The organism is Pseudorhizobium xiangyangii, assembly GCF_020531965.1.
Classification (GTDB): Bacteria; Pseudomonadota; Alphaproteobacteria; order Rhizobiales; family Rhizobiaceae; genus Neorhizobium; species Neorhizobium xiangyangii.
Map to the genome: position 1 here is coordinate 113,404 of NZ_JAJAWH010000009.1, position 22,519 is coordinate 135,922.

16 protein-coding genes and 1 pseudogene are annotated in these 22,519 nt (G+C 62.6%); 11 read left to right on the top strand and 6 right to left on the bottom strand.

Annotated elements, in window-relative coordinates; translation table 11 throughout:
• Position 1 precedes the first annotated feature (1 nt).
• The 10 genes from LH464_RS10160 to LH464_RS10205 all read left to right on the top strand — a co-directional run bounded on the left by LH464_RS10160 (position 2) and on the right by LH464_RS10205 (position 13,122).
• Entirely contained in the window at positions 2-1,408 is a 1,407-nt protein-coding gene (locus LH464_RS10160; RefSeq protein ID WP_226786261.1) for an ATP-binding protein, read from the top strand.
• Between the two features lie 96 nt (positions 1,409-1,504).
• A complete protein-coding gene (locus LH464_RS10165) occupies positions 1,505-1,930 on the top strand; it encodes a hypothetical protein (protein WP_226786343.1) in 426 nt (141 codons plus the stop codon).
• Positions 1,931-2,068: 138 nt separating this feature from the next.
• Positions 2,069-3,211 carry a c-type cytochrome biogenesis protein CcmI gene (gene ccmI / locus LH464_RS10170; protein WP_226786262.1) on the top strand — a complete coding sequence of 381 codons (1,143 nt, stop codon included), beginning with the start codon at positions 2,069-2,071 and terminating at the stop codon, positions 3,209-3,211.
• Positions 3,208-3,663, top strand: coding sequence for a cytochrome c maturation protein CcmE (ccmE, locus tag LH464_RS10175; protein WP_226786263.1), 456 nt, complete (start codon positions 3,208-3,210; stop codon positions 3,661-3,663). Before ccmI ends, ccmE begins: the two co-directional genes overlap by 4 nt.
• Complete coding sequence (locus tag LH464_RS10180) at positions 3,660-5,651, top strand: heme lyase CcmF/NrfE family subunit (RefSeq protein WP_226786264.1); 1,992 nt, start codon at positions 3,660-3,662, stop codon at positions 5,649-5,651. Before ccmE ends, LH464_RS10180 begins: the two co-directional genes overlap by 4 nt.
• 113 nt (positions 5,652-5,764) lie before the next feature.
• The gene (locus LH464_RS10185) at positions 5,765-6,199 is read left to right on the top strand and encodes a cytochrome c-type biogenesis protein (protein WP_226786344.1); all 435 of its coding nucleotides are present in this window, start codon (positions 5,765-5,767) and stop codon (positions 6,197-6,199) included.
• A 135-nt stretch (positions 6,200-6,334) separates the two neighbouring features.
• The gene (locus LH464_RS10190) at positions 6,335-7,891 is read left to right on the top strand and encodes a Do family serine endopeptidase (protein WP_226786265.1); all 1,557 of its coding nucleotides are present in this window, start codon (positions 6,335-6,337) and stop codon (positions 7,889-7,891) included.
• An 80-nt stretch (positions 7,892-7,971) separates the two neighbouring features.
• Positions 7,972-8,727 carry a response regulator transcription factor gene (locus LH464_RS10195; RefSeq protein ID WP_315859618.1) on the top strand — a complete coding sequence of 252 codons (756 nt, stop codon included), beginning with the start codon at positions 7,972-7,974 and terminating at the stop codon, positions 8,725-8,727.
• 7 nt (positions 8,728-8,734) lie between these two features.
• Positions 8,735-10,144 carry a sensor histidine kinase gene (locus tag LH464_RS10200; RefSeq protein WP_226786346.1) on the top strand — a complete coding sequence of 470 codons (1,410 nt, stop codon included), beginning with the start codon at positions 8,735-8,737 and terminating at the stop codon, positions 10,142-10,144.
• 26 nt (positions 10,145-10,170) lie between these two features.
• Positions 10,171-13,122 carry a bifunctional [glutamine synthetase] adenylyltransferase/[glutamine synthetase]-adenylyl-L-tyrosine phosphorylase gene (locus LH464_RS10205; RefSeq protein ID WP_226786266.1) on the top strand — a complete coding sequence of 984 codons (2,952 nt, stop codon included), beginning with the start codon at positions 10,171-10,173 and terminating at the stop codon, positions 13,120-13,122.
• Between the two features lie 34 nt (positions 13,123-13,156).
• Here LH464_RS10205 and LH464_RS10210 read toward each other — a convergent pair.
• A pseudogene (locus LH464_RS10210) lies at positions 13,157-15,457 on the bottom strand (PAS domain-containing sensor histidine kinase); the annotation flags it as partial.
• 161 nt (positions 15,458-15,618) lie between these two features.
• Positions 15,619-18,267: an aminopeptidase N gene (gene pepN / locus LH464_RS10215; protein ID WP_226786267.1), complete on the bottom strand. Its 2,649-nt coding sequence runs from the start codon at positions 18,265-18,267 to the stop codon at positions 15,619-15,621.
• Between the two features lie 441 nt (positions 18,268-18,708).
• Here pepN and LH464_RS10220 point away from each other — a divergent pair, with 441 nt between their 5' ends.
• Entirely contained in the window at positions 18,709-19,647 is a 939-nt protein-coding gene (locus LH464_RS10220; RefSeq protein ID WP_226786268.1) for a DMT family transporter, read from the top strand.
• A 40-nt stretch (positions 19,648-19,687) separates the two neighbouring features.
• Here LH464_RS10220 and LH464_RS10225 read toward each other — a convergent pair whose 3' ends face one another.
• From LH464_RS10225 to LH464_RS10240, 4 genes are all read right to left on the bottom strand, one after another.
• Positions 19,688-19,840 carry a hypothetical protein gene (locus tag LH464_RS10225; RefSeq protein WP_226786269.1) on the bottom strand — a complete coding sequence of 51 codons (153 nt, stop codon included), beginning with the start codon at positions 19,838-19,840 and terminating at the stop codon, positions 19,688-19,690.
• A 31-nt stretch (positions 19,841-19,871) separates the two neighbouring features.
• Entirely contained in the window at positions 19,872-20,063 is a 192-nt protein-coding gene (locus LH464_RS10230) for a hypothetical protein (protein ID WP_226786270.1), read from the bottom strand.
• A gap of 153 nt (positions 20,064-20,216) precedes the next feature.
• Complete coding sequence (locus LH464_RS10235) at positions 20,217-21,077, bottom strand: uracil-DNA glycosylase (RefSeq protein WP_226786271.1); 861 nt, start codon at positions 21,075-21,077, stop codon at positions 20,217-20,219.
• Between the two features lie 38 nt (positions 21,078-21,115).
• Positions 21,116-22,408, bottom strand: coding sequence for an Hsp70 family protein (locus LH464_RS10240; protein ID WP_226786272.1), 1,293 nt, complete (start codon positions 22,406-22,408; stop codon positions 21,116-21,118).
• Positions 22,409-22,519 lie beyond the last annotated feature (111 nt).

The window sequence follows — 22,519 nt, forward strand, 5'->3', positions numbered from 1 at the left end:
GATGGCCGGGCCTAGATCGCTAACGGCACGCGTTCTGCTACTGGCCACGCTGTGGTCGGGGATCGCGCTGGTGGTGATCGCGCTCGTCATCTCGACGCTGTACCGGCAATCGGCCGAACGCTCCTTTACCGACCTCCTGCGCGCGCAGCTTTACAACGTCATCAATTCGGTTTCGATCGGCGAGGACAACAACCTCGTCGGTAATCCGCAGCTCGGCGACCTGCGTTATTCGCAGCCGGAGACCGGCTGGTACTGGATCATCGAGCCGCTCGGCACGTTTGCCGCGTCGCCTCTTTCCTCCTCCTCCCTCGGCGTTTCCAAGATCGCCGTTCCCTCCATCCTCAGCGTGCCCTTCAACAACCGCTACGAGCGCTTCTACCCGCTTACGGATCCGTTCGGAAACAACGTTCTGGTGGCGGAGACGGAAGTCGTGCTCGATGGTGAGGGAAGGGCTGCCCGTTTCCGCGTTGCCGGCAATCTCGACGTGATGGAAGAGGATATCCGTATCTTCGACCGAAGCCTCTATATCGCGCTGGCCGTGTTCGGGCTCGGCAGCCTCATCGTCAACGGCGGCGCTATCCTCTTCGGCCTGCGGCCCCTGGACCGTGCTCGCCGCGCACTGGAAAAAATCAGGCGCGGGCAGGCGGAGCGCCTGGAAGGCGAGTTTCCGCGCGAAGTCCTGCCGCTGGTCAACGAAATCAATGCGCTGATCGAGAGCAACCGGCGCATCGTCGACCGGGCCCGCATGCAGGTGGGCAATCTCGCCCATTCGCTGAAGACGCCGCTCGCGGTGCTGATCAACGAGGCGCGGACGCTGGACAAGGGACACCAGGAACTGATCCAGTCGCAGGCGGAGGCGATGCAGGCGCAGGTGCACTCCTATCTCAATCGGGCACGCATTGCGGCACAGCGGGAATCGGTGCTGGTCCGCACCGAAGCGGAGCCGGTTCTGGAGCGGTTGGTGCGGGTGATGCGACGCCTCAACCCCGACATGGAATTCCATCTTTCCGTTGCACCGGGCACGGTGTTTGCCATGGAACAGCAGGATGTCGAGGAAACGATCGGCAATCTGCTCGAAAACGCGGCCCGCTTTTCCCGGACGGGTGTCTGGATCGCTGCCGCCGCCACGACCGATCCGCGCCCGCCCGAAGTGACCGAAGGCGCGCGCCGTACCTGGCTCCAGGTTTCGGTCGAGGACGACGGGCCGGGGCTGGATCCGGAGCAGGTTCGCGAGGCGATGAAACGGGGGCGGCGGCTGGACGAGAGCCGCCCAGGGGCCGGGCTCGGCCTGTCGATCGTTCGCGAGATTGCCGGCGAGTACCAGGGCACCGTAAATCTCGAGCGCGGTGCGAAGGGTGGGCTTCGTGCAACACTTCTCTTGCCTTCGGTGACAAAGGATGTTGCCTGATGAAGGCAAACGATCCATATCCAATCAATGCGTTGTCGAAACATCGGCATGCAGGATCATTGCGCAATGAGAGCGTTTCCAACCGGTGCTGAACAGATGAAGCCAAACCGTATCTATCTTGCTGTTCCGTCGATGTTGCTAGCGCTTGCTCTCGCAGGCTGCACGACAACCGATGGCGCCGGCAGCGGAGGTCTTCTCTCCGCGCGGCCTTCGGCGTCGGCGTCCTACATCGCGGCCTTGCAGGGCGGGATCGTCAGTCGCAGCGGCGTCGAGATCAGCAACAGCGATCGGTCGCGTGCACTGGAAGCGGAATACAGGGCGCTGGAAGCCGCGCCCGGCGGCCAGCCGGTCGCCTGGAACGGCAGGGGCGTCAGCGGACAGGTGATTGCCGCCGCCCCCTATCAGGTGGGCTCGCAGAACTGCCGACAGTATACGCATACGGTCACGAGCGACGGGCGCGAGCTTAAGGCGCGGGGCGCAGCATGCCGCAACAAGGACGGCACGTGGACGCCGCTCGTCTGACAGATTTGACCTAAGTCATGGCTGAAGTCGTCAGAACGGCACAAATGGAGCCTAGAGATTGCGGCCAAACGCCTCAAATCCGCGTCATCACCGGCTTGGCAGTTGGAATTACAGGTCGGTTCAAGTAATTGGACCATTATGTTTTTGTGGATCATTCTCGCCATTCTGACGGCTGCCGTTGCTGCAGTCTTCCTCGTCACCCTTGCGCGCGGCTCCAGGCCGGCGGTCGATGACCGTGCCGGCGAGATCGCCGTCTATCGCGATCAGCTGACGGAACTCGAGCGCGACCGCGGCCTCGGCCTGATTTCGGCGCAGGATGCGGAGTATGCGAAGGCCGAGATCGGCCGTCGCCTGATTGCCGTCGCGGGCGACGCCGACAAGGATGCAGACTGTCCCGCCCCCCGCGGGGGATTAACCGCGACCGGCGCGGTGATGACCGCTCTCGTCCCGGCCGTCGGCCTCTCGCTCTACCTTCTGCTCGGCAGCCCGCAACTGCCCGACCAGCCGCTGGAAGCGCGGCTTGCCAACCCCGGAAACAACATGGCGCTTCTGGTCGCCAAGGCGGAACGGCACCTCGCGGAGAACCCCAAGGACGGGGCCGGCTGGGACCTGCTTGCTCCAATCTACTTCAGATCGATGCGGCTTGCGGATGCGGAGCTTGCATACCGCAATGCGATCCGCTTTCTGGGGCCTAGTCCAGAGCGGCTTTCCGGCCTGGGCGAAACGCTCGTTGCGGGCACCGACGGGATCGTGACGGAGGATGCGAGGCTCGCGTTCGAGGAGAGCGTTCGCCTGGAGCCCGGCAACCCGCGTGCCCGTTTCTATGTCGCTCTAGGCCTGGAACAGTCGGGGCGTCGCGACGAGGCTCGTGCAGCCTTCGAGGCGATCGCCAAGGATTCGCCCTCTGACGCTCCCTGGATGGAACTGGTCCAGCAGCATATCGCTTCGACCGGTGGGACACCCCAGGCGACAACGAACGCAGCGCCCGGCGGACCGACATCCGACGATATGGCCGCTGCCGAGGATATGCCCGAGGGCGACCGGCAGGACATGATCCGCGGCATGGTGGAAAGTCTTGCTGCGCGCCTGGAGGGCGATCCGAACAATCTGGAGGGCTGGTTGCGGCTCGTCCGGTCCTATTCCGTGCTAGGCGACAAAGAAAAAGCCGCGGAAGCGCTTAAAACAGGGCTGAAGACCTTCCCCGCCGAGGGTGACGAAGGACGGCAATTGATCGCGCTGGCGCGCGAAATCGGCATCGCTGCCGAAGGAGTGACCCAATGACACGCAAACAGAAGCGGCTCGCGATCATCGCCGGTGGTATGAGCTTCATCCTCGCCGCAGTGCTTCTCGTCATGTTCGCTCTCAGCCAGTCTGTTGCCTACTTCTTCATGCCGTCCGACCTGGCGAAGACGGAGGTTTCGCCGGGCACGCGAATCCGGCTCGGAGGGTTGGTGGCCGAAGGATCCGTGAAGCGCGGCGAGGGCTCCACCGTGACGTTCTCGGTGACCGATGGTTCCGAGACGGTTCCGGTCAGCTACACCGGAATCCTGCCGGACCTGTTCCGGGAAGGGCAGGGCGTCGTGACCGAGGGCGCCTTCGACGCAGCCACGCGCGGCTTCGTGGCCGATACCGTGCTCGCCAAGCACGACGAGAACTACATGCCGAAGGAAGTTGCTGACGGCCTGAAGGAAAAGGGTATGTGGCAGCACGGAGAAGAGGCGGCGACCCAATGATAATCGAGATCGGCCACTACACGCTCGTCCTGGCGCTTGCGACGTCTCTGATCCTTTCCATCGTGCCGCTGATCGGTGCGCGCCGCAACGACATGGCAATGATGGCGCTGGCGCCCGTGGGCGCAATAATGACCTTCCTGCTGGTGCTGATTTCGTTTGCGGCGCTGACCTGGGCCTATGTCGTCTCGGATTTTTCTCTCAAGAACGTTTGGGAGAACTCGCACTCGATGATGCCGTTGATCTACAAGTACTCGGGCGTTTGGGGCAATCACGAAGGCTCCATGCTGCTTTGGTTGCTGATCCTGGTCTTCTTCAGCGCTCTGGTGGCAGTGTTCGGCCGGAACCTGCCGGATAGCCTGCGCGCCAATGTGATCGTGGTTCAGTCCTGGATCACCACCGCCTTCACGCTGTTCATCCTGCTGACCTCCAATCCCTTCGCGCGTCTGAGCCCGGCACCAGCCGAAGGGCAGGACCTCAATCCCGTGCTTCAGGACCTTGGGCTGGCAGTGCATCCGCCGCTCCTTTATCTGGGCTATGTCGGCTTTTCCGTCTGCTTCTCGTTTGCGGTGGCGGCGCTGATCGACGGCCGCATCGATGCCGCCTGGGCGCGCTGGGTGCGACCATGGACGCTTGCCGCCTGGACTTTCCTGACCGCAGGCATCGCCATGGGTTCCTACTGGGCCTATTACGAGCTCGGCTGGGGCGGCTGGTGGTTCTGGGACCCGGTCGAGAACGCCTCCTTCATGCCCTGGCTGGCTGGCACCGCGCTGCTTCATTCGGCACTCGTCATGGAAAAGCGCGAGGCGCTGAAGATCTGGACGGTACTGCTGGCGATCATGACGTTCTCGTTGTCGCTGCTCGGCACCTTCCTCGTCCGATCCGGCGTGCTGACATCGGTTCATGCCTTCGCCACGGACCCGACCCGCGGGATCTTCATCCTGGTGATCCTGATGCTTTTCGTCGGCGGCGCGTTCGCCCTCTTCGCCTGGCGCGCGCCAATGCTGAAGGCCGGTGGTCTTTTCGCTCCGATCTCGCGCGAGGGAGCGCTGGTCCTCAACAATCTGATTCTCACCGTGGCGACCGCGACGGTGCTGATCGGCACGCTCTATCCGCTCGTGCTGGAGACGCTGACCGGCGAGAAGATTTCCGTCGGTGCGCCGTTCTTCGACATGACCTTCGGCCTGTTGATGATCCCGCTGCTGTTCGCCGTGCCTTTCGGCCCGATGCTGGCATGGAAGCGCGGTGACCTCCTGGGCGCGATGCAGCGGCTCTATGTGGCGGCGGGACTGGCGCTCGTTGCCGGATTCGGCCTCTACTACATCCAGAATGGCGGACCGGTGATGGCCGCATTCGGTTTGATCATCGGCTTCTGGGCCATGTTCGGCGCACTCGCCGACCTCTGGCACCGCGCGAATTTCAGCAAGCTGCCGTTCAATGTGGCCTGGCGGCGGCTGGTCGGCTTGCCCCGATCCACCTTCGGCACGGCATTCGCTCATTTCGGGATCGGCGTGACGGTCCTTGGCGTCGTCATGGTAACGACGTTCGAGACGGAGTCGGTCATCGAGATGAAACAGGGCATGACTGCCGAAGCTGGCGGTTATTCGCTCGTCTTCGACGGCATGCGCGAATCGATCGGCCCCAATTTCACGGAGGAGCAGGGGCACTTCACGATCAGCAAGGGCGGCGTCGCCGTTGCCGATACATGGTCGTCCAAGCGGATCTATACGGCGCGGGGCATGCCGACGACGGAAGCCGGGATCGTCACGTTCGGCTTCAGCCAGCTCTATGTTTCGCTCGGCGATCCGATTGCTGGCGGCGGCATGGTGGTGCGTATCTGGTGGAAGCCCTTTATCCTCTGCATCTGGGGCGGCTGCGTGATCATGATGATCGGCGGCTTCATATCGCTGTCGGATCGCCGCCTGCGGGTGGGTGCCCCGACGCGCAAGGCGAAGCCGGCCAAGGCACCCAAGCTGGAGGCGGCGGAGTGATGTGTGCCTCAAGGAGATTGCCCCGCACCCTGACCCTCTCCCCACGGGCGAGCAGAGGGTGGCGGCAGCCGGATGAGGGGAGAGGGTCGAGCCTTGCGAAGCTTTTCGTCGCGCTGCTCATCTTCCTCACGCCCCTTCCGGCGTTGGCGGTCAATCCGGACGAGATCCTTGCCGATCCGCGTCTTGAAGAGCGTGCCCGCGGCCTGTCGGCACAGCTGCGCTGCATGGTCTGCCAGAACCAGTCGATCGACGATTCGAACGCGGAATTGGCGCGCGACCTGCGCATCCTCGTTCGCGAGCGGCTGACGGACGGCGATACGGACGAACAGGTGATCGATTACGTCGTTTCGCGTTACGGCGAATTCGTCCTGCTGAAGCCGCGTTTTTCGGCCCGTACGCTTCTGTTGTGGGGCGCGCCGGCAGCACTGCTGCTGATCGGTGGGCTGATACTGCTGCTCATGGCGCGGGGAAGGCTTCAGGCGCGGGCGCCGGCGGCACTGACGCCGGAGGAACAGGCGCGTATCAACGAGCTGCTCGACAAACGCTAAACGCCTTCCGGAACATTACCAAGATTTCATGCGTCCGACACCTGCAGTTAAGGTGAGCCTCCCTATATCTCTTCACATCCACCGTCTTCCGGGCATTCCCGGATACAACCTGAGTGAAGAGAAGAAGGTACTCACATGCGCAACACCAACTTTGGACGGCCCTCGCTGAAGACAGTGCTGAAGACCTCGACGGTCGCAGGCCTTGCCGCGGTGATGCTGTCGACCGGGATCCCGGCCAAGGTCGTTGAATCCTTTGCCGATCCGGTGAAAGTCCAGGCGCCGCAGGCTCCAAGCTTTGCGGACGTCGTTTCGGCCGTTTCGCCCGCAGTCGTATCGGTGCGCGTTCAATCCGAGGCGCAGCCAGCCAGTGACAACGGCAATTTCTCGTTCAATTTCGGCGGCCAGGGCTTCGATGATCTCCCTGACGACCATCCGCTCAAGCGCTTCTTCCGCGAGTTCGGCGGACCGGAAGGTCGCGGCGACAGCGATCGCGCAGAGCGTGGACGCGGCGGTTCCGACAATCGTCCGCACCGCATGCGCCCGACCTCCCAGGGTTCAGGCTTCTTCATTTCCGAGGACGGCTATCTCGTCACCAACAACCACGTCGTCGCTGACGGTGCTGCATATACCGTCGTGCTCGATGACGGCACTGAACTCGACGCCAAGCTGATCGGCAAGGACAGCCGCACCGACCTCGCCGTGCTGAAGGTCGATGCCAACCGTGAGTTCACCTATGTCAACTTCGCAGACGACACCAAGGTGCGCGTCGGCGATTGGGTCGTCGCCGTCGGCAATCCGTTCGGTCTTGGCGGCTCGGTGACCGCCGGCATCATCTCGGCACGTGGCCGCGATATCGGCTCCGGCCCGTACGACGACTACATCCAGATCGACGCAGCCGTGAACCGCGGTAACTCCGGCGGTCCTGCCTTCAACCTTGAAGGCGAGGTCATCGGCATCAACACGGCGATCTTCTCGCCGTCGGGCGGCAGCGTCGGCATCGCGTTCGCTATTCCCGCGTCTGTCGCCAGCGACGTCGTCAAGAACCTGATGGAGGACGGCAAGGTCGAGCGCGGTTGGCTCGGCGTCCAGATCCAGCCGGTCAACAAGGACATCGCCGATTCGCTTGGCCTGTCCGAGCCGCAGGGTGCACTGGTCGTTGCGCCTCAGGAAGGTTCTCCTGGCGCGAAGGCAGGTATCGAGGAAGGTGACGTGATCACCGCCCTGAACGGTGATCCGATCAAGGATGCACGCGATCTCGCAAGAAAGGTCGCTGCATTTGTCCCCGATACCAAGGTCGAGCTCTCGGTCTGGAGAGATGGCAAAGCCCAGACACTCGAGGTGACGCTGGGCAACCTCGCAAGCGAAGAAACCAAGGCCGCCGAAACCAAGGAGCCGGATGCACCAGCTCCGTCGACCGAACAGGCGCTGGCAAACCTCGGCATCACCGTTACTCCGGCTGAAGACGGGGCCGGCCTTTCGGTGGTCGAAGTGGACCCTGACTCCGAAGCGGCGGCACGCGGTCTGCGCGTCGGCGAGAAGATTGTCTCGGTCAACAACAAGCGGGTCGAGAAGGCCAGCGACATCGACTCTGTGGTCGAACAGGCTCGCAAGGATGGCCGCACCCGTGCGCTCTTCCAGGTAGAGTCGGATCGCGGTAGCCGCTTCGTGGCGCTGCCGATCAACGAGGGCTGATCCTTTCAGTCAGCCTAACTAAGGGGCGCCGCCGGCAACGGCCGGTGCCCCTTTTTCATTCGCATTGAAGGAGCCGTGCGATGGCAACGTCCACCCGCGAAGCCGAGGTTATCGAATCCGATGGTGCAAAACAGTCGCCGCACGCTATTGTGCCGCACATGAAGATTCTGGTGATTGAAGACGACCTCGAGGCTGCGGCCTATATGACCAAAGCCTTTCGCGAGGCCGGCATCGTTGTCGACCATGCGAGCGATGGCGACAGCGGCCTCTTCATGGGCAGCGAGAACAGCTACGATGTCATGGTGATTGACCGGATGCTGCCACGTCGCGACGGGCTTTCCGTCATCAGCGAATTGCGAAAGCGTGGCGTCAACACGCCGGTTCTGATTCTCTCGGCGCTGGGTCAGGTCGATGACCGCGTCACGGGCCTGCGGGCCGGCGGCGACGACTACCTGCCGAAGCCCTACGCCTTTTCCGAACTGCTTGCCCGTGTCGAGGTTCTCGGCCGCCGCAAGGGGACGCCGGAACAGGACATGGCATACAGGGTCGGCGATCTGGAGCTTGACCGGCTGTCCCACGAGGTAAAGCGCGCCGGCAAGGAGGTTCTCCTGCAGCCACGCGAGTTCCGGTTGCTCGAATACCTGATGAAGAACGCCGGCCAGGTGGTGACCCGCACCATGCTGTTGGAAAACGTCTGGGACTATCACTTCGACCCGCAGACGAATGTAATCGATGTGCATGTCTCGCGCCTGAGGTCGAAGATCGAGAAGGATTTCGACAGGCCGCTTCTGAAGACGATCCGCGGTGCGGGCTACATGATCAAGGACGAGGCGTGATCGCGTGCTGACCCGGCTTCGCCTGATGTTCCGATCGACCGCCGTGCGGCTGTCGGGCCTCTATATCCTGCTCTTTGCCATCTGCGCCGCCTTTCTGGTTTTCTATGTGACCGCGATGTCGGAGCGCATCCTGGTGCAGCAGACGCGCGACAACCTCGTGGAAGAGGTGGCCGATGTGCAGCGCGTCTATGAGCGCAATGGCCTGAACGGCATGCTGCGGATGATGGAGCGCCGGGCGCGCCAGCCGGGCGCCAATCTCTACGTCGTGGCAGGACCGACCGGCGAGATCGTCGCCGGCAACGTCGCATCCGTCGAACCGGGCGTGCTGGGCAACGAGGGCTGGACCCGTCTTCCCTTCACCTATCAACCCTATTCCGAATCCGGTCCCGCCCGCCGACACCTGGCGATCGCCAACGTGCTGTTCATGGAGAATGGCCTTCGCGTGATGATCGGCCGCGACCTGGGCGAGCCTGGCCGTTTCCGGGGCATAGTTCGCCGGGCGTTGATGGTGGCGCTGACCATCATGGGCGTCGGTGCCTTGTTCATCTGGTTCGGTATCGGCCGCAATGCCCTCAAACGCATCGACCGGATGTCCGCGGCGAGCCAGAAGATCATGGCTGGTGACCTGTCGCAGCGCTTGCCTGTCGGCCGATCAGGCGACGAATTCGACCGGCTGTCGGAATCGCTGAACGCCATGCTTGGACGCATCCAGAAACTCAACGAAGGACTACGGCAGGTTTCAGACAATATCGCCCATGACTTGAAGACACCGCTGACGCGGCTGCGGAACAAGGCGGCCGATGCCTTGAGCGAGGACAATGTCGAGACCCGGCGGGCAGCGCTCGAAGGCATCATCGGCGAGTCCGATCAGTTGATCAGAACCTTCAACGCGCTGCTGATGATCTCCCGCGTCGAGGCAGGTTCCATCGTCGCCGAAATGAGCGAAGTCGATCTCTCTGCGATTTCCGCTGACAGTTGCGAGCTCTACGAGCCAGTGGCGGAGGAGGCGGGTCTTTCGCTCGGGACCTCGATCGCGCCGGAGGTGAAGGTAAAGGGCAACAGGGAACTCATCGGTCAGGCAATCTTCAACCTCCTCGACAATGCGATCAAGTATGCATCCGAAAGTGAGGGGGAGCCGGATGTGCAGGTCGTTCTGAGCGTGGACGCCGACGAAGTGCGGCTTGCCGTCTGCGACAACGGACCGGGTGTTCCGCCGGAGAAGCGCGGCGAGGTGACGAAGCGTTTCGTGCGCCTCGATGCCAGCCGCTCGAAGCCGGGGACCGGCCTGGGCTTGTCGCTGGTCGAGGCGGTGATGGAACTGCACGGCGGATCGCTGGTGCTGTCGGCAACGCATCCCGACCGGGAGAATTCTCCCGGGTTGACCGCCACGATGGTATTCCCCGTGCTGAAGCCCTAAAGAAGGGAAGCAGCAGGGAGGAGACTGTGGCGATTACGAAAACAAGACTGATAGACGTTGGCGCGGATGTAATCCGGCCGCTTAACCAGACCGAAGCGAAGGCCGTCACGGCGGTCCTCAAGGACATCGCCAAGCAGGAGCCCGTGGTCGCAGATGCGATGGCGGACGACGGCGCGCTGAAGCAGTTCCTGATCGCGGCGCTCTCCTTGTCACCTTATCTGCGAGACACGGCAGTGATCTCGCCGCAACTGGTTGCCACTGCCGTCTCGGAGCCGCTGGAGGCGGCGCTGGAGCGGATGATCGGCACGAGCCGCGATTGCTGGCGGCCGCGTGATGGCAATACGCCCTCCGAAGCGGATGTCATGACCTGCCTGCGGACGATGAAGCGGAATGCCGCCTTCCTCGTGGCTCTGGGCGACCTGGGCCGCCTCTTCACCGCACGCGATACCACCCGCTACCTGACGCTCATGGCGGATGCGGCGACTGCCGCGACCATCGATCATCTGCTGCTTGCGGCGCATGACAGCGGCAAGATGCGGCTAAAGAATCCCGAAAACCCGAGCGAGGGTTCCGGCCTCATCGTTCTCGGCATGGGCAAGCTGGGTGGCTACGAGCTCAACTATTCCTCCGACATCGACATCGTCGTGTTCTTCGATCCCGAGAGCGGGATACTGCCGGATCCGATGGATGGCTCCGAGATCTACGCCCGCATGATGCGGCGCCTCGTGCGCATCCTCCAGGAACGCACGGCCGACGGCTATGTCTTCCGCACCGATCTGAGGCTCAGGCCCGACCCCGGTTCGACGCCGCTTGCCGTGCGGGTGGAAGCGGGGCTGCTCTACTATGAGAGCCGCGGCCAGAACTGGGAGCGGGCGGCGTTCATAAAGGCGCGCGCCATGGCTGGAGACCTTGCGGCCGGCGAGGATTTCCTGCGTCAGCTCGTGCCCTTCGTTTTTCGCAAGTACCTCGACTACGCGGCGATTGCAGACATCCACTCCATCAAGCGGCAGATCCACGTGCACAAGGGTCATGGCGACATCGCCGTGAAAGGCCACGACGTCAAGCTTGGCCGCGGTGGCATACGCGAGATCGAATTCTTCGCGCAGACGCAGCAACTGATCGCCGGCGGACGGATGCCGCCGCTGCGAGCCCGCCAAACGGAGACGGCGCTTGCAGCGCTTGCGGAGGCGAACTGGATCAGGCCGGAGATCGCGGCGGAGCTGACGGACGCCTACTGGTTCCTGCGCGATGTGGAGCACCGCATCCAGATGGTGCGGGACGAGCAGACGCACAGCCTGCCTGAAACCGAGGCGGAACTGAAGCGCATCGCCTTCATGCTCGGGTTTGCGGACACGGGATCGTTTTCCGCCAAGGTCGAGGCGACGCTGCGCACAGTCGAGAAGCGTTACGCGCGCCTTTTCGAACAGGAGGCGAAGCTTTCCGGTGTAGAGGGCAATCTGGTCTTCACGGGCCAGCAGGACGATCCCGGCACCCTGAAAACATTGGCCATGCTGGGCTTCCAGCGACCCGCCGACATTTCACGGGTGATCCGCACCTGGCACTATGGCCGGTATCGCGCGACACAATCGGTAGAGGCACGCGAGCGGCTGACCGAACTGACACCTGACCTCCTGAGGGCTTTCGGCGAAAGCAGCCGGGCCGACGAAGCGCTGCTGCGCTTCGACAGTTTCCTGTCAGGGCTTCCCGCCGGCATCCAGCTCTTCTCGCTGATCGGCAACAATCCGGCACTCCTCTCCCTGATCGTGACGGTGATGTCGGCGGCGCCACGATTGGCGGACATCATCGCCTCGCGTCCGCATGTCTTCGACGGCATGCTCGATCCGGGGCTGATGTCGGAGCTGCCGACGCGCGACTACCTGTCCGAGCGGCTCAGGACCTTCCTGACCGCCGCGCGCCACTATGAAGAGTTGCTGGACAGGCTGCGCATATTCGCAGCCGAGCAGCGCTTCCTGATCGGCATAAGACTGCTGACCGGCGCGATCAACGGCATGCAGGCCGGCCACGCCTTCACCGACCTTGCCGATCTCCTGATCGAGCAGGCGCTTGAAGCCGTGGTGCGGGAGATCGAGGCGACCCACGGACGCTATCCCGGCGGCAGGGTGGCTTTGATGGGCATGGGCAAGCTCGGCAGTTTCGAACTCACGGCGGCCTCCGACGTCGACCTCATCCTGCTCTACGACCATGACGACGATGCCTTCGAGTCGGATGGGGAAAAGCCCATCGACAGCACCCGCTATTTCACGCGGCTGACGCAGCGCCTGATTGCCGCCCTTTCGGCTCCGATGTCGGAAGGTGTACTCTTCGAGGTGGACATGCGGCTGAGGCCGTCCGGCAACAAGGGGCCGGTTGCGACCCGCATCAAGGCATTCCGCAAATATCAGCAGGAAGAAGCCTGGACCTGGGAGCACATGGCCCTGACGCGCGCGCGTCTGGTCTGCGGCGATGCGAGCCTTGCGAAGGAAGCGGGGGCAGTAATCTCGGAGGTCTTGTCTCGTCCCCCCGACGTCCGCAAGATCGCCGCCGACGTCAAGGAGATGCGCGACCTCATAGAGCAGGAAAAACCGCCTCGCGACATATGGGACTTGAAGCTCATTCCCGGCGGACTGGTCGATATCGAGTTCATTGCCCAATATCTGCGTCTGGTTGTGCCCGGGAAGGGACCTGCCTGTACCGCCACGTCCATGAGCACTGGCGAGGTACTGAAGGCTCTCGGACCGGAGATGATGCCTCCTAGCGATGTCGATAGTTTGATCGAGGCCTTGCGCCTGTTCACCGAACTCTCGCAGATCATCCGGCTTTGCATCGATGGCCCGTTCGATCCGAAGGAAGCGCCGGCGGGCCTTGTGGAGCGTGTCTGCCGGGCGGGTGACTGCCCGGACATCCGCACGCTGGAAGGTGAGGTCAAGCGGTTGTCGAAAGCGGTACGGGCGATCTTCCGGAAGACAGTGAGCGCGTAGCAAGGCGCGCGAATGCGTTGCCGGGATTAGCCCCTTCGGGGATATGAAGGGAGACGACGGTGCCTCTGCCGACGCAGGAGCGTATACGCATCCTGCCGCCATGCAGCGCAACGAGCGAGCGTGAGATGGCGAGGCCGAGGCCGGAGCCGCCCTGGCTCTTGGCGTATTGGCTTTGAACCTGCTCGAACGGCTGGCCGATCTTGCCCAATGCGGGTTTCGGGATGCCGATGCCCGTATCCGCGATCGTGAGAAGCACGCCGGATTCGGACTTGCGGGCACGGACCACGATCCGGCCGCCGTCGTCGGTGAACTTCACGGCGTTCGACAGGAGGTTGAGCATCACCTGCTTCATGGCGCGGCGGTCACCGACCATCGACAGATTGCTGGCGAGCCGCTGCTCGACGGCGATGTTCTTCTCCTCGGCGGAGATGGCGGTCAGGCGCAGGCTTTCCTCGACGAGCGGGGCCAGGTCGATTGCCTCCTGCTGGATCGTCATGTGGCCTGCCTCGATCTTCGACATGTCGAGGATGTCGCTGATCAGGTTCAGGAGATGCTTGCCGCTGTCATGGATATCGCGTGCATATTCGCCGTACTTCGCCGAGCCAACCGGTCCGAACATCTGGTTGACGAGGATTTCCGAGAAGCCCAGGATTGCGTTGAGCGGCGTGCGAAGCTCATGTGACATGTTGGCGAGGAATTCGGACTTTGCCTTGTTGGCCGCCTGGGCCCGCTCTTTCTCGGCCTGATAGTTGGCGTTGGCGATCGACAGTTCTTCCTTCTGCCGCTCCAGCTTCTTCTGGGACGAGGAGAGGTCGCCGATCGTCGCCATCAGGCGCCGTTCGCTGTCGCGCAGTCTCTCCTGATGGCGCTTCATAAGGGTGATGTCGGTTCCCACCGAAACCAGGCCGCCGTCGCGGGTTCGCCGTTCGTTGATCTGAAGCCAGCGCTCGTCAGCCAGCTGGACCTCCGTCGTGCGCGAAAGTCCGTTCTGGTGCGGATCGACGACGCGGCGCTCGATGACAGGCCGTGCGGCGGCAGCCTTCACGGCGGCGCGTTCCGTGCCCGGAACCAGAACGCTGTCGGGAAGGCCGTAAGCCTGCTGGAAATGGGCATTGCACATCACCAGGCGATCGTTCTTGTCCCAGAGAACGAAAGCTTCCGAGGTGCATTCGATGGCGTCCGCCAGCCGCTGGTCGGCCTCCGCATAGCGCTGCGCCAGCCGATGTTGCTCGGTGACGTCCATGGCGATGCCGATGACATGGGTGCGTCCGGCGCCGTTGCGGACAACCTGCGCGCGTGCTCGCATCCAGACGTAGTGGCCGGCCGCGTGCCGCATGCGGAAAATCTGGTCCACCTGCTTGGCATTGCCGCGGCTGATGGCGCGCACCAGCGCGTAGAGATTGCCGTCCGCCGGGTGCATCATGCGGGCCGCATCGGCAAACGAGAGTACGTTGCCGGTCGGAGGCAGGCCGAGCATCTCGTACATCGATCCCGACCAGAACAGGCGCCGGTTGGCGACATCGAAATCCCACAGGCCGCAACGGCCGCGCGACAGCGCCGTCTCGATGCGCAGGTTGGCTTCGAGGAAGGTTTCATCTGCCTGCCGGGCGCGCTTCACCTGCATGTAATAGGCATAGAGGATGACCAGCAGGATAACGGAAACGCAGGCGAAGAGGGTCACGTTGAGCGACACTTCATGGCGCCAGAAATACTGGATCGACGAAAGGGAGTAGGCCGCGACGATCAATCCTCCGTCGTTGCCGAGGGGCTGGATCGCGGCATAGTGCGATTCATCGCCGATCGAGGTCTCGATCAGGCCAGATCCGCCGAACTGCCGAAGCGCGGCGGTTTCAGGCAGGAGGGAAGTCAGTTGCTGTCCGACATGAAGGTTCGTGCCGGATCCTCCGAAGATCTTGCCGGACGGGTCGATGAGGAGGAGGAATGATTCCGGCCGCAGACGATCCGAGGGAAGGAATTTTGCAAGTCGCGCTTCGGCGCCCTTGCGGTCGCCGGCAGCGATCATACCGTCCTGATCGGCGAACGCGGCGACGGCTGCGGCAGCCATCAGCGATGTCGCCTGGCGGGCGGCTTCTTCCATGCGCGCATGTTCGTTGACGAGGCCAAGGCTGCGCGAGGTGGCGACAACGGCGAGGAATGCCAGGATGAGAAGCGGTATCGATCGCTTCAGCATCAACTCGACACGCGGCAACTGCCGTGAGAACGGCGTCACGGTGAGGTTTGGCCCGTCCGAGAAAACCCCCGAAGCCTTGCTTGCTCCAGGAATCTTCAGACGCGGCAATCCCTCGCCGGCGGTTGCCCGCCGCACGTCCACCATCGTTTTCATATAACCCCTCATGGAAATTCGGCGCGCCGCTCGCCCGAATCTAGCCTAATGAATCATGAGTGATTCGCCGTGTCCAGAGGTTTGGTAATAGATTTTTAACTATTTGATTCACCTGCGATTCTAATGGAATCATAGGTTGTATCGGGAAGTGCCTATCCCTTTAGTATGCGCTCCACGATGTCGCGGACATCCGTTGACAATGTTGCGCTTCGCTCGATCGTCATCAGCGCCGAGCGGGCATGATCGGCCCGCATCGGTTCCAGCAAGCGCCAGGAGCGCATTGAGGTGAGGATGCGTGCGGCGAGCTGCGGGTTCTTCGGATCGATGGCCAGTATCTGTTCCGCAAGGAAGCGGTAGCCTTCGCCGTCGGCGCGGTTGAAGCCGGTGGGATTGGAGAAAGCGAAGCTGCCGACGAGCGCGCGCACCCTGTTCGGGTTGTTGGGCGCGAAGTGCCGATCGGCCATGAGCGCCTTGACGCGGTCAAGCGTGCCGGACCCCGGGATGGTCGCCTGGACCGCAAACCACTTGTCGAGCACCAGGGCATTTCCGTCGAAGCGTGTCACGAATGCGCCGAGTGCCGCATCGGCTTCGTCCGTTTCGGGGAAGCGGTGTTCCAGCACGGTGAGGGCCTGGAGCAGGTCCGTCATGTTGTCGGCGGATGCGAAGGCCTCGGCCGCACGGGCCGGTGACTGCTCGGCATAGGTGAGATAGCCGAGCGCGCTGTTGCGCAGCGCGCGCCTGCCGGCGCTTGAGGCGTCCGGGGTGAAGCCTCCCTCGATCTGCATGTCGTCGGAGAGTTGCTGGAAGACGTCCCGTCCTGCATCGGCAATCGCGGAGAGGATCGCCGTCCGCCCCGCGTGGATTGCGTCCGGGTCGTTGTTGCTGCCAAGCTCGCGTGCAATGTCGGCTTCGCTCGGCAGAGCCAGAACCTGGGCACGGAACGCGGGCTCCAGAGCTTCGTTCGCGGCGGTTTCGACAATGGCCGAAATGACAGCGGGCTCGCAGGCGATCTGATTGCCGTCGCGAGCATCCCGCGCCGCCTGCATCAGGATCGGCAGGATCAGGTCGTTGAGCGCCTGCCAGCGCGAGAAGAGATCGCCGTCGTGACGAGCGATGTGGACGAGGTCTTCCGTGCTCTGGTCGAAGTGGAGGTTGATCGGCGCCGAGAAGCTGCGGTTGAGCGACAATACAGGGCGCGACGAGATGCCCGAGAAGACGAAGGTCTGCTTGCGCTTGGTAAGATGCAGGACGTCGCCCGTCACTTCGCCCCCGGCGACTGCATTCGGTGTCACCACCGAGCCGTTGTCGAGGATGAGTGCGTAGGAGACCGGGATATGCATCGGCTCCTTCTTCGGCTGGCCGGGTGTTGCCGGGATCATCTGCTCCAGCGACAGCGTGAAGGTGGAGGCTGCTGGATCATAGGCGCCCGATGCCGTGACCAGCGGGGTGCCGGCCTGGTGATACCAGAGCGAAAACTGCTTGAGGTCGCGACTGTTCGCGTCCTCGAAGCATTTGACGAAATCCTCGACCGTGGCGGCATCGCCGTCATGACGTTCGAAGTAGAGGTCCATGCCCTTCTTGAAGCCTTCCTGCCCAAGCAGCGTGGCGATCATGCGGGTGACCTCTGAACCCTTCTCGTAGACGGTCGTAGTGTAGAAGTTGTTGATCTCGCGATACTTCGTCGGGCGCACCGGGTGGGCGAGGGGACCCGCATCCTCCGGGAACTGCTCGGACTTCAGGTGCCGGACTTCCGCGATTCGCTTGACGGCGCGTGAGCGCATATCGGCCGAGAACTCGTGGTCCCGGTAGACCGTCAGGCCTTCCTTGAGGCACAGCTGGAACCAGTCGCGGCAGGTGATGCGGTTGCCGGTCCAGTTGTGGAAATATTCGTGGGCGATGATCGCCTCGATATTGGCGTAGTCCTGGTCCGTGGCGGTTTCCGGGTCGGCCAGCACGTACTTGTCGTTGAAGACGTTGAGGCCCTTGTTCTCCATGGCTCCCATGTTGAAGTCGGAGACGGCGACGATCTGGAAGATGTTCAGGTCGTATTCGCGGCCGAAACGTTCCTCATCCCACTTCATCGAGCGCTTCAGCGCGTCCATGGCATAGGCGGCGCGCGGCTCCTTGCCGTGCTCGACGTAGATCTTCAGCGCGACCTCGTTGCCCGACATGGTCTCGAACGTATCCTCGATCACGCCGAGGTCGCCGGCGACGAGGGCGAAGAGATAGCTCGGCTTCGGATGCGGATCGAACCAGGCGGCGAAATGCCGGCCTTCGTCGTAGTTGCCGCCGCCGAGAAAGTTGCCGTTGGAGAGCAGCAGCGGGTTGGCGGCCTTGTCGGCGATGATCGTGATCGTATAGGGCGCCAGAACGTCTGGACGATCAGGGAAATAGGTGATGCGGCGGAAACCTTCCGCCTCGCACTGGGTGCAGTAGACACCGTTGGTGCGGTAGAGGCCCATCAGCTGCGTATTCGCTTCCGGATTGATGAACGTCGTGACCGTAATCTCGAACGGTGCGCTCTCCGGCAGATCACGGATCGTCAGGCTCTGCGGCGTCGCCTCGAACTGGCTGGCCGGAACCTCGTTCTGATCGAGAAGCAGACCCGACAGTGCCAGTTCGTCGCCGTCCAGCACCAGCGGACTTTTCGCCTCGGTACCCTCGCGGCGATGAAAGATCAGCCGCGCATCCACTTTCGTGTTCGTCGGGTCGAGTTCGAACGTGAGATCGACGCGCTCCAAGACGAAATCGGTCGGACGGTAATTGGAGAGTTCAACAATTTTATTGTCGGATTTGCCCATAAGCGCAGGGGTCCCTATGCGTGCAGTAGAAGGTGCGGGAAAGCCAGGTGAGGGCCTTTAATGCCCGCGGTTTTGCCTAAATCTGCTCCAGGTACAGTTCGGTCGCTTCTTGAACGGGAGCGCCGGCGTGTGGTTTGGATGTTCAGGAGAAGGCACGACGGCAGGTCCTTTCGGCAAGGTGAGGGTCCGAGTAATACCAATGGGTTGCTAACACGATGCTAACAAACGATGCGTCGGGCCATGTTGCACAAATAACCAGAGACAGGCGCCTGTCCGGACTTGAGAACGGCCAGGCTGCCTTCCCCGCAATGATATTGATCGACCTGTCGTCAATTTGATGTCATGTCGGCAATACTTCCTTTAGGGTTTGCATCCAGTTTCCCTCTATGTTCGCCCCGCCGCAGATGACTTGGCCTAGAGTCGCATATCCCAGAGTTCCAAATGTTTGTTGAAGCAGGAAATCCCCTGCGCGGGATCGTGTACAAGATCCTGTCAGTCGCCATATTCGTAATGATGCAAACCTGTATCAAGGCGGCGGGAGCTGATGTCCCGGCCGGGCAGATCACCTTCTTCCGTTCCGCATTCGCACTGATCCCGATCATCGCCTATCTCGCGTGGCGGCGCGATCTTCTCACGGCCGTCAGGACTGACAGACCGTTCGGCCATTTCAAGCGCGGACTGTTCGGGGTCATGTCGATGGCGTGCGGCTTTTATGGCCTGGTCCATCTGCCACTGCCGGAGGCCATTGCGATCGGCTATGCCTCGCCTCTCATGGCGGTCGTGTTTGCGGCCATTATTCTGCGAGAGCAGGTCCGATTCTATCGCTGGACGGCGGTCATGGCCGGGATGGTGGGAGTGCTCATCGTCTCATGGCCCAACCTGACGCTATTCGGCGAGGGCGGTCTTCAATCCACGCAGGCAATGGGGGCGGCCGCGGTGCTGATGGCTGCCGTGCTGAGCGGTCTTGCCATGGTGCAGGTCCGCCAGCTTGTGCAGACAGAGAAGACGCCCACCATCGTTTTCTATTTTTCGCTGACCGGTGCGGTACTTTCGCTGATCAGCCTGCCTTTCGGCTGGACCGTCCTGACCGGCGAGCAGGCGACACTGTTGATCGCCTCGGGCATTCTGGGGGGCATAGCGCAGATCTTCCTGACGGAAAGCTACCGCCATGCGGACGTGTCGGCGGTGGCGCCGTTCGAATACACGTCCTTCCTGCTCGGGATTGCAATCGCGTTCGTTATCTTTGGCGACATCCCGACCATGCCGATGATTATCGGAACGGCCATCACCATCGCTGCCGGAATATTCATCGTGTACCGCGAGCATCAGCTTGGCCTTGAGCGGCGCAGGGCCGCCAAGGCATCGCCGCCTTCGACCTAGGCGGGTTCCGTTCCGGTCAGCCAGAAGGCTCTTACAAGCGTCAGAGAGGGATGCCGGCCGTCAGCGGATTGCCGGGACGCGCGTCGCCGCGGCGCACCGCGCTCGCGTGGTTGTATTCCCGGGCCGCACTGATGGCGGCATTGACATCGCTGAATGCGGCGCGGAGCGCCCGCAGGGGATGAAGCTGTGTCATGATCCTGGTTCCTATCCGAATGGAGGAGAGATCAACGCTCGCGGAAATCCGCGAAGATGGCGGACGGGCGCGTGATGCTTCCGGTCCGGCCGATAGCGCGGGCCGTCAACTGCTCGTTGGTGGCTGAGCCGAACCTGTGATAGCCCTGCGTCGAACGCGGCGGCAGGCTGGCATTACGAAGGCTCTCAAATCCGCAATGGATCGGGCGCGAACGGGTAGTCATGGCCTTGGTTCCTTAAAACCTAGAATTCCTCCCAAGACACAGCCTTATATTGCAGTGCAGCGTAGATTCCACAATGCGACATAAAGCTACACTGCCATGCGCTTGCTGCATGACTATTGTCATATTGAGGTAATAATGATCATTTTTCAGGCGTCAGCGGCCGACGATCGCGTGTGAAAACAGCAAAAGATCCCGCCAGGCCAAGGCTTTGCTTCCGGGAGCCGTCAGCAGTTCCTGCGGGTGCAGGGTCGCCAGCGCCCGAACAGCATGTCCACCCGTCGTTACGTCGCGCCATTCCCCACGCAGGCCGTGAATGGTCCCGCTGTCGCCGAAGAAGAAGCGGGCGGGAAAGTTGCCGAGCAGCAGAAGGTGCGTCGGTTCTGTCAGTGCGATCTGCCGTTCGATGAATGGTTGGCAGATTGCAGTCTCGGCGGGCGAGGGCATGCGGTTTCCTGGCGGTCGCCAGGGAATGATGTTGGTGAGAAGCAGCGCCTCGCGCGACAGGCCGATCGCTTCCAGCATTCGGTCGAGCAACTGGCCCTGCCGACCGGAAAAGGGAATGCCGTCGCGGTCATCGTCGGCGTTCGGCATCGGGCCGATCACCATGATCTTCGAAGCGGGGTCGCCGCTCAGGAAAACCGTCGAGCGCGCGCCGTTCTTGAGGTTGCAGCCACCAAAGGTTTCGAGCGCCGTCTTGAGTTCCGCAAGCGAGCGGGCGCTTTCGGCGGCAAACCGCGCGGCGGCCACCGCCTGATCGTCCGGGACGGCGACCGTGGGCGAATTGATCGGCATGGCCGGCGCTGCGGAACGGGCCGGCGTCTTGCGCTCGGGCTGGGTGGCTGCAGCCGGCGGCTGTCGCGACGCCCTCTGCTGCTCGCGCGCCGCCTGTTGCACCTGGAATTCTGCAAGCCGGTCGATGGGCTCGTCGTCCAGCAACCATTCGACGCCCGCATCTGAATAGAAATGCAGGAGCGCCGCGAGTTCGCCGGGTTCGAGGTCTTTCGACTGGATCATGGCCTCACTCTAACGAAGCGCGAGGCAGCTTGAAAGCGTCATGCTGCCCATTGCGCCAGATCGTCGCCTTCTCCGATCAGGGCGAGACCGTGGGCAATGGACAGAAGTTCGCCGCCGCTTTCGATCTTCTCGTCGCCGAACCGGCGCGCGAAGATGCCCCGGACCGCCGGTACGAAGGACGTGCCGCCGGTGAGGAAGACCTTGTCGATCTCCGATGCAGGCGTGCCGGTTTGCGTCAGCACCTCGTCCAGTGCCTCTTCCATGCGTGTGAGGTCGTCGGCGATCCAGCTCTCGAAATCGTTGCGGCGCACCATCTTGCGGCCGGCGCGGCCGAGCGGCGCGAAGTTGAATTCGGCCTCGTCGGCGTTCGACAGCGCCATCTTCGTCGCCGAGACCGCCTGATAGAGTGGGTAGCCCTCGTCATGCTCGACGAGATCGATGAAGGCTTCCAGTTTCTCCGGCTCCAGAGCGGAGCGGACGAGCGACTTCAGGTCGGCGAACTCCTTGCTGCTCTTGAAGATCGACAGCTGGTTCCACCGCGAAAAGCTGGTGTAGTAGTTGCTCGGTACGTCCAGCACCTTGTCGAAGCTCTTGAACTGGCTTCCTTTGCCGATTTCCGGCGCCACCAGATGGTCGATGATCCGGGCATCGAACTGGTCGCCGGCTATGCCGACACCGGAATGGCCGACCGGTGTGGAGGTCAGGCGCCCGGCGTGCCGTTCGAAACGGATCAGCGAGTAGTCGGTCGTGCCGCCGCCGAAGTCTGCGACGAGCACGTTCGCGTCGCGGTCGAGGTTCTGCGCGAAGTAGTGCGCTGCCGCCACCGGTTCGTAGACGTAATGGATTTCCGGAAAGCCGAGACGCGTCAGCGCCGCGTTGTAGCGCTCCAGCGCCAGTTCTTCGTTGGCGCTGGCACCGGCAAACTGCACGGGGCGACCGACGACGATCCTGGAGACTTCCGACGGCCATGCATCGGCTGCGTAGGCCGTCAGGCGGCGCAGGAAGATCTCCATCAGATCCTCGAACTGATGACGCCGCGCATGGATCAGCGTTCCCTGGAAGAGGGAGCTTGCCGCAAAGGTCTTGATCGACTGCAGGAAGCGGCAGTCGCCCGGATTGTCGATGAACTGGCGGATGGCGGCCTGACCGGCTTCCACCTTGAGCGCCTGTGCGCCCAGCTGCCGGTCCTTCATGAAGGACAGCGCGGTGCGCATCGTGTCGCTATTTCCGGCGCTGCTCGTGAACGGCAGGGAGCTCGTGCCGCCATTTCCATCCGCCAGTGCGACAACCGTATTCGTCGTGCCGAAATCAAGCCCCAGCGCCCGTGCCATCGCGGTGCTCCTTCTGTCCGTCATAGATCATTGAATCGGGATGTTGCCCCGAACGCGAAAAGGGCGCTTGCGGCGCCCTTAGAATTTGAGAGCGCGCCAAATGGCACAGGC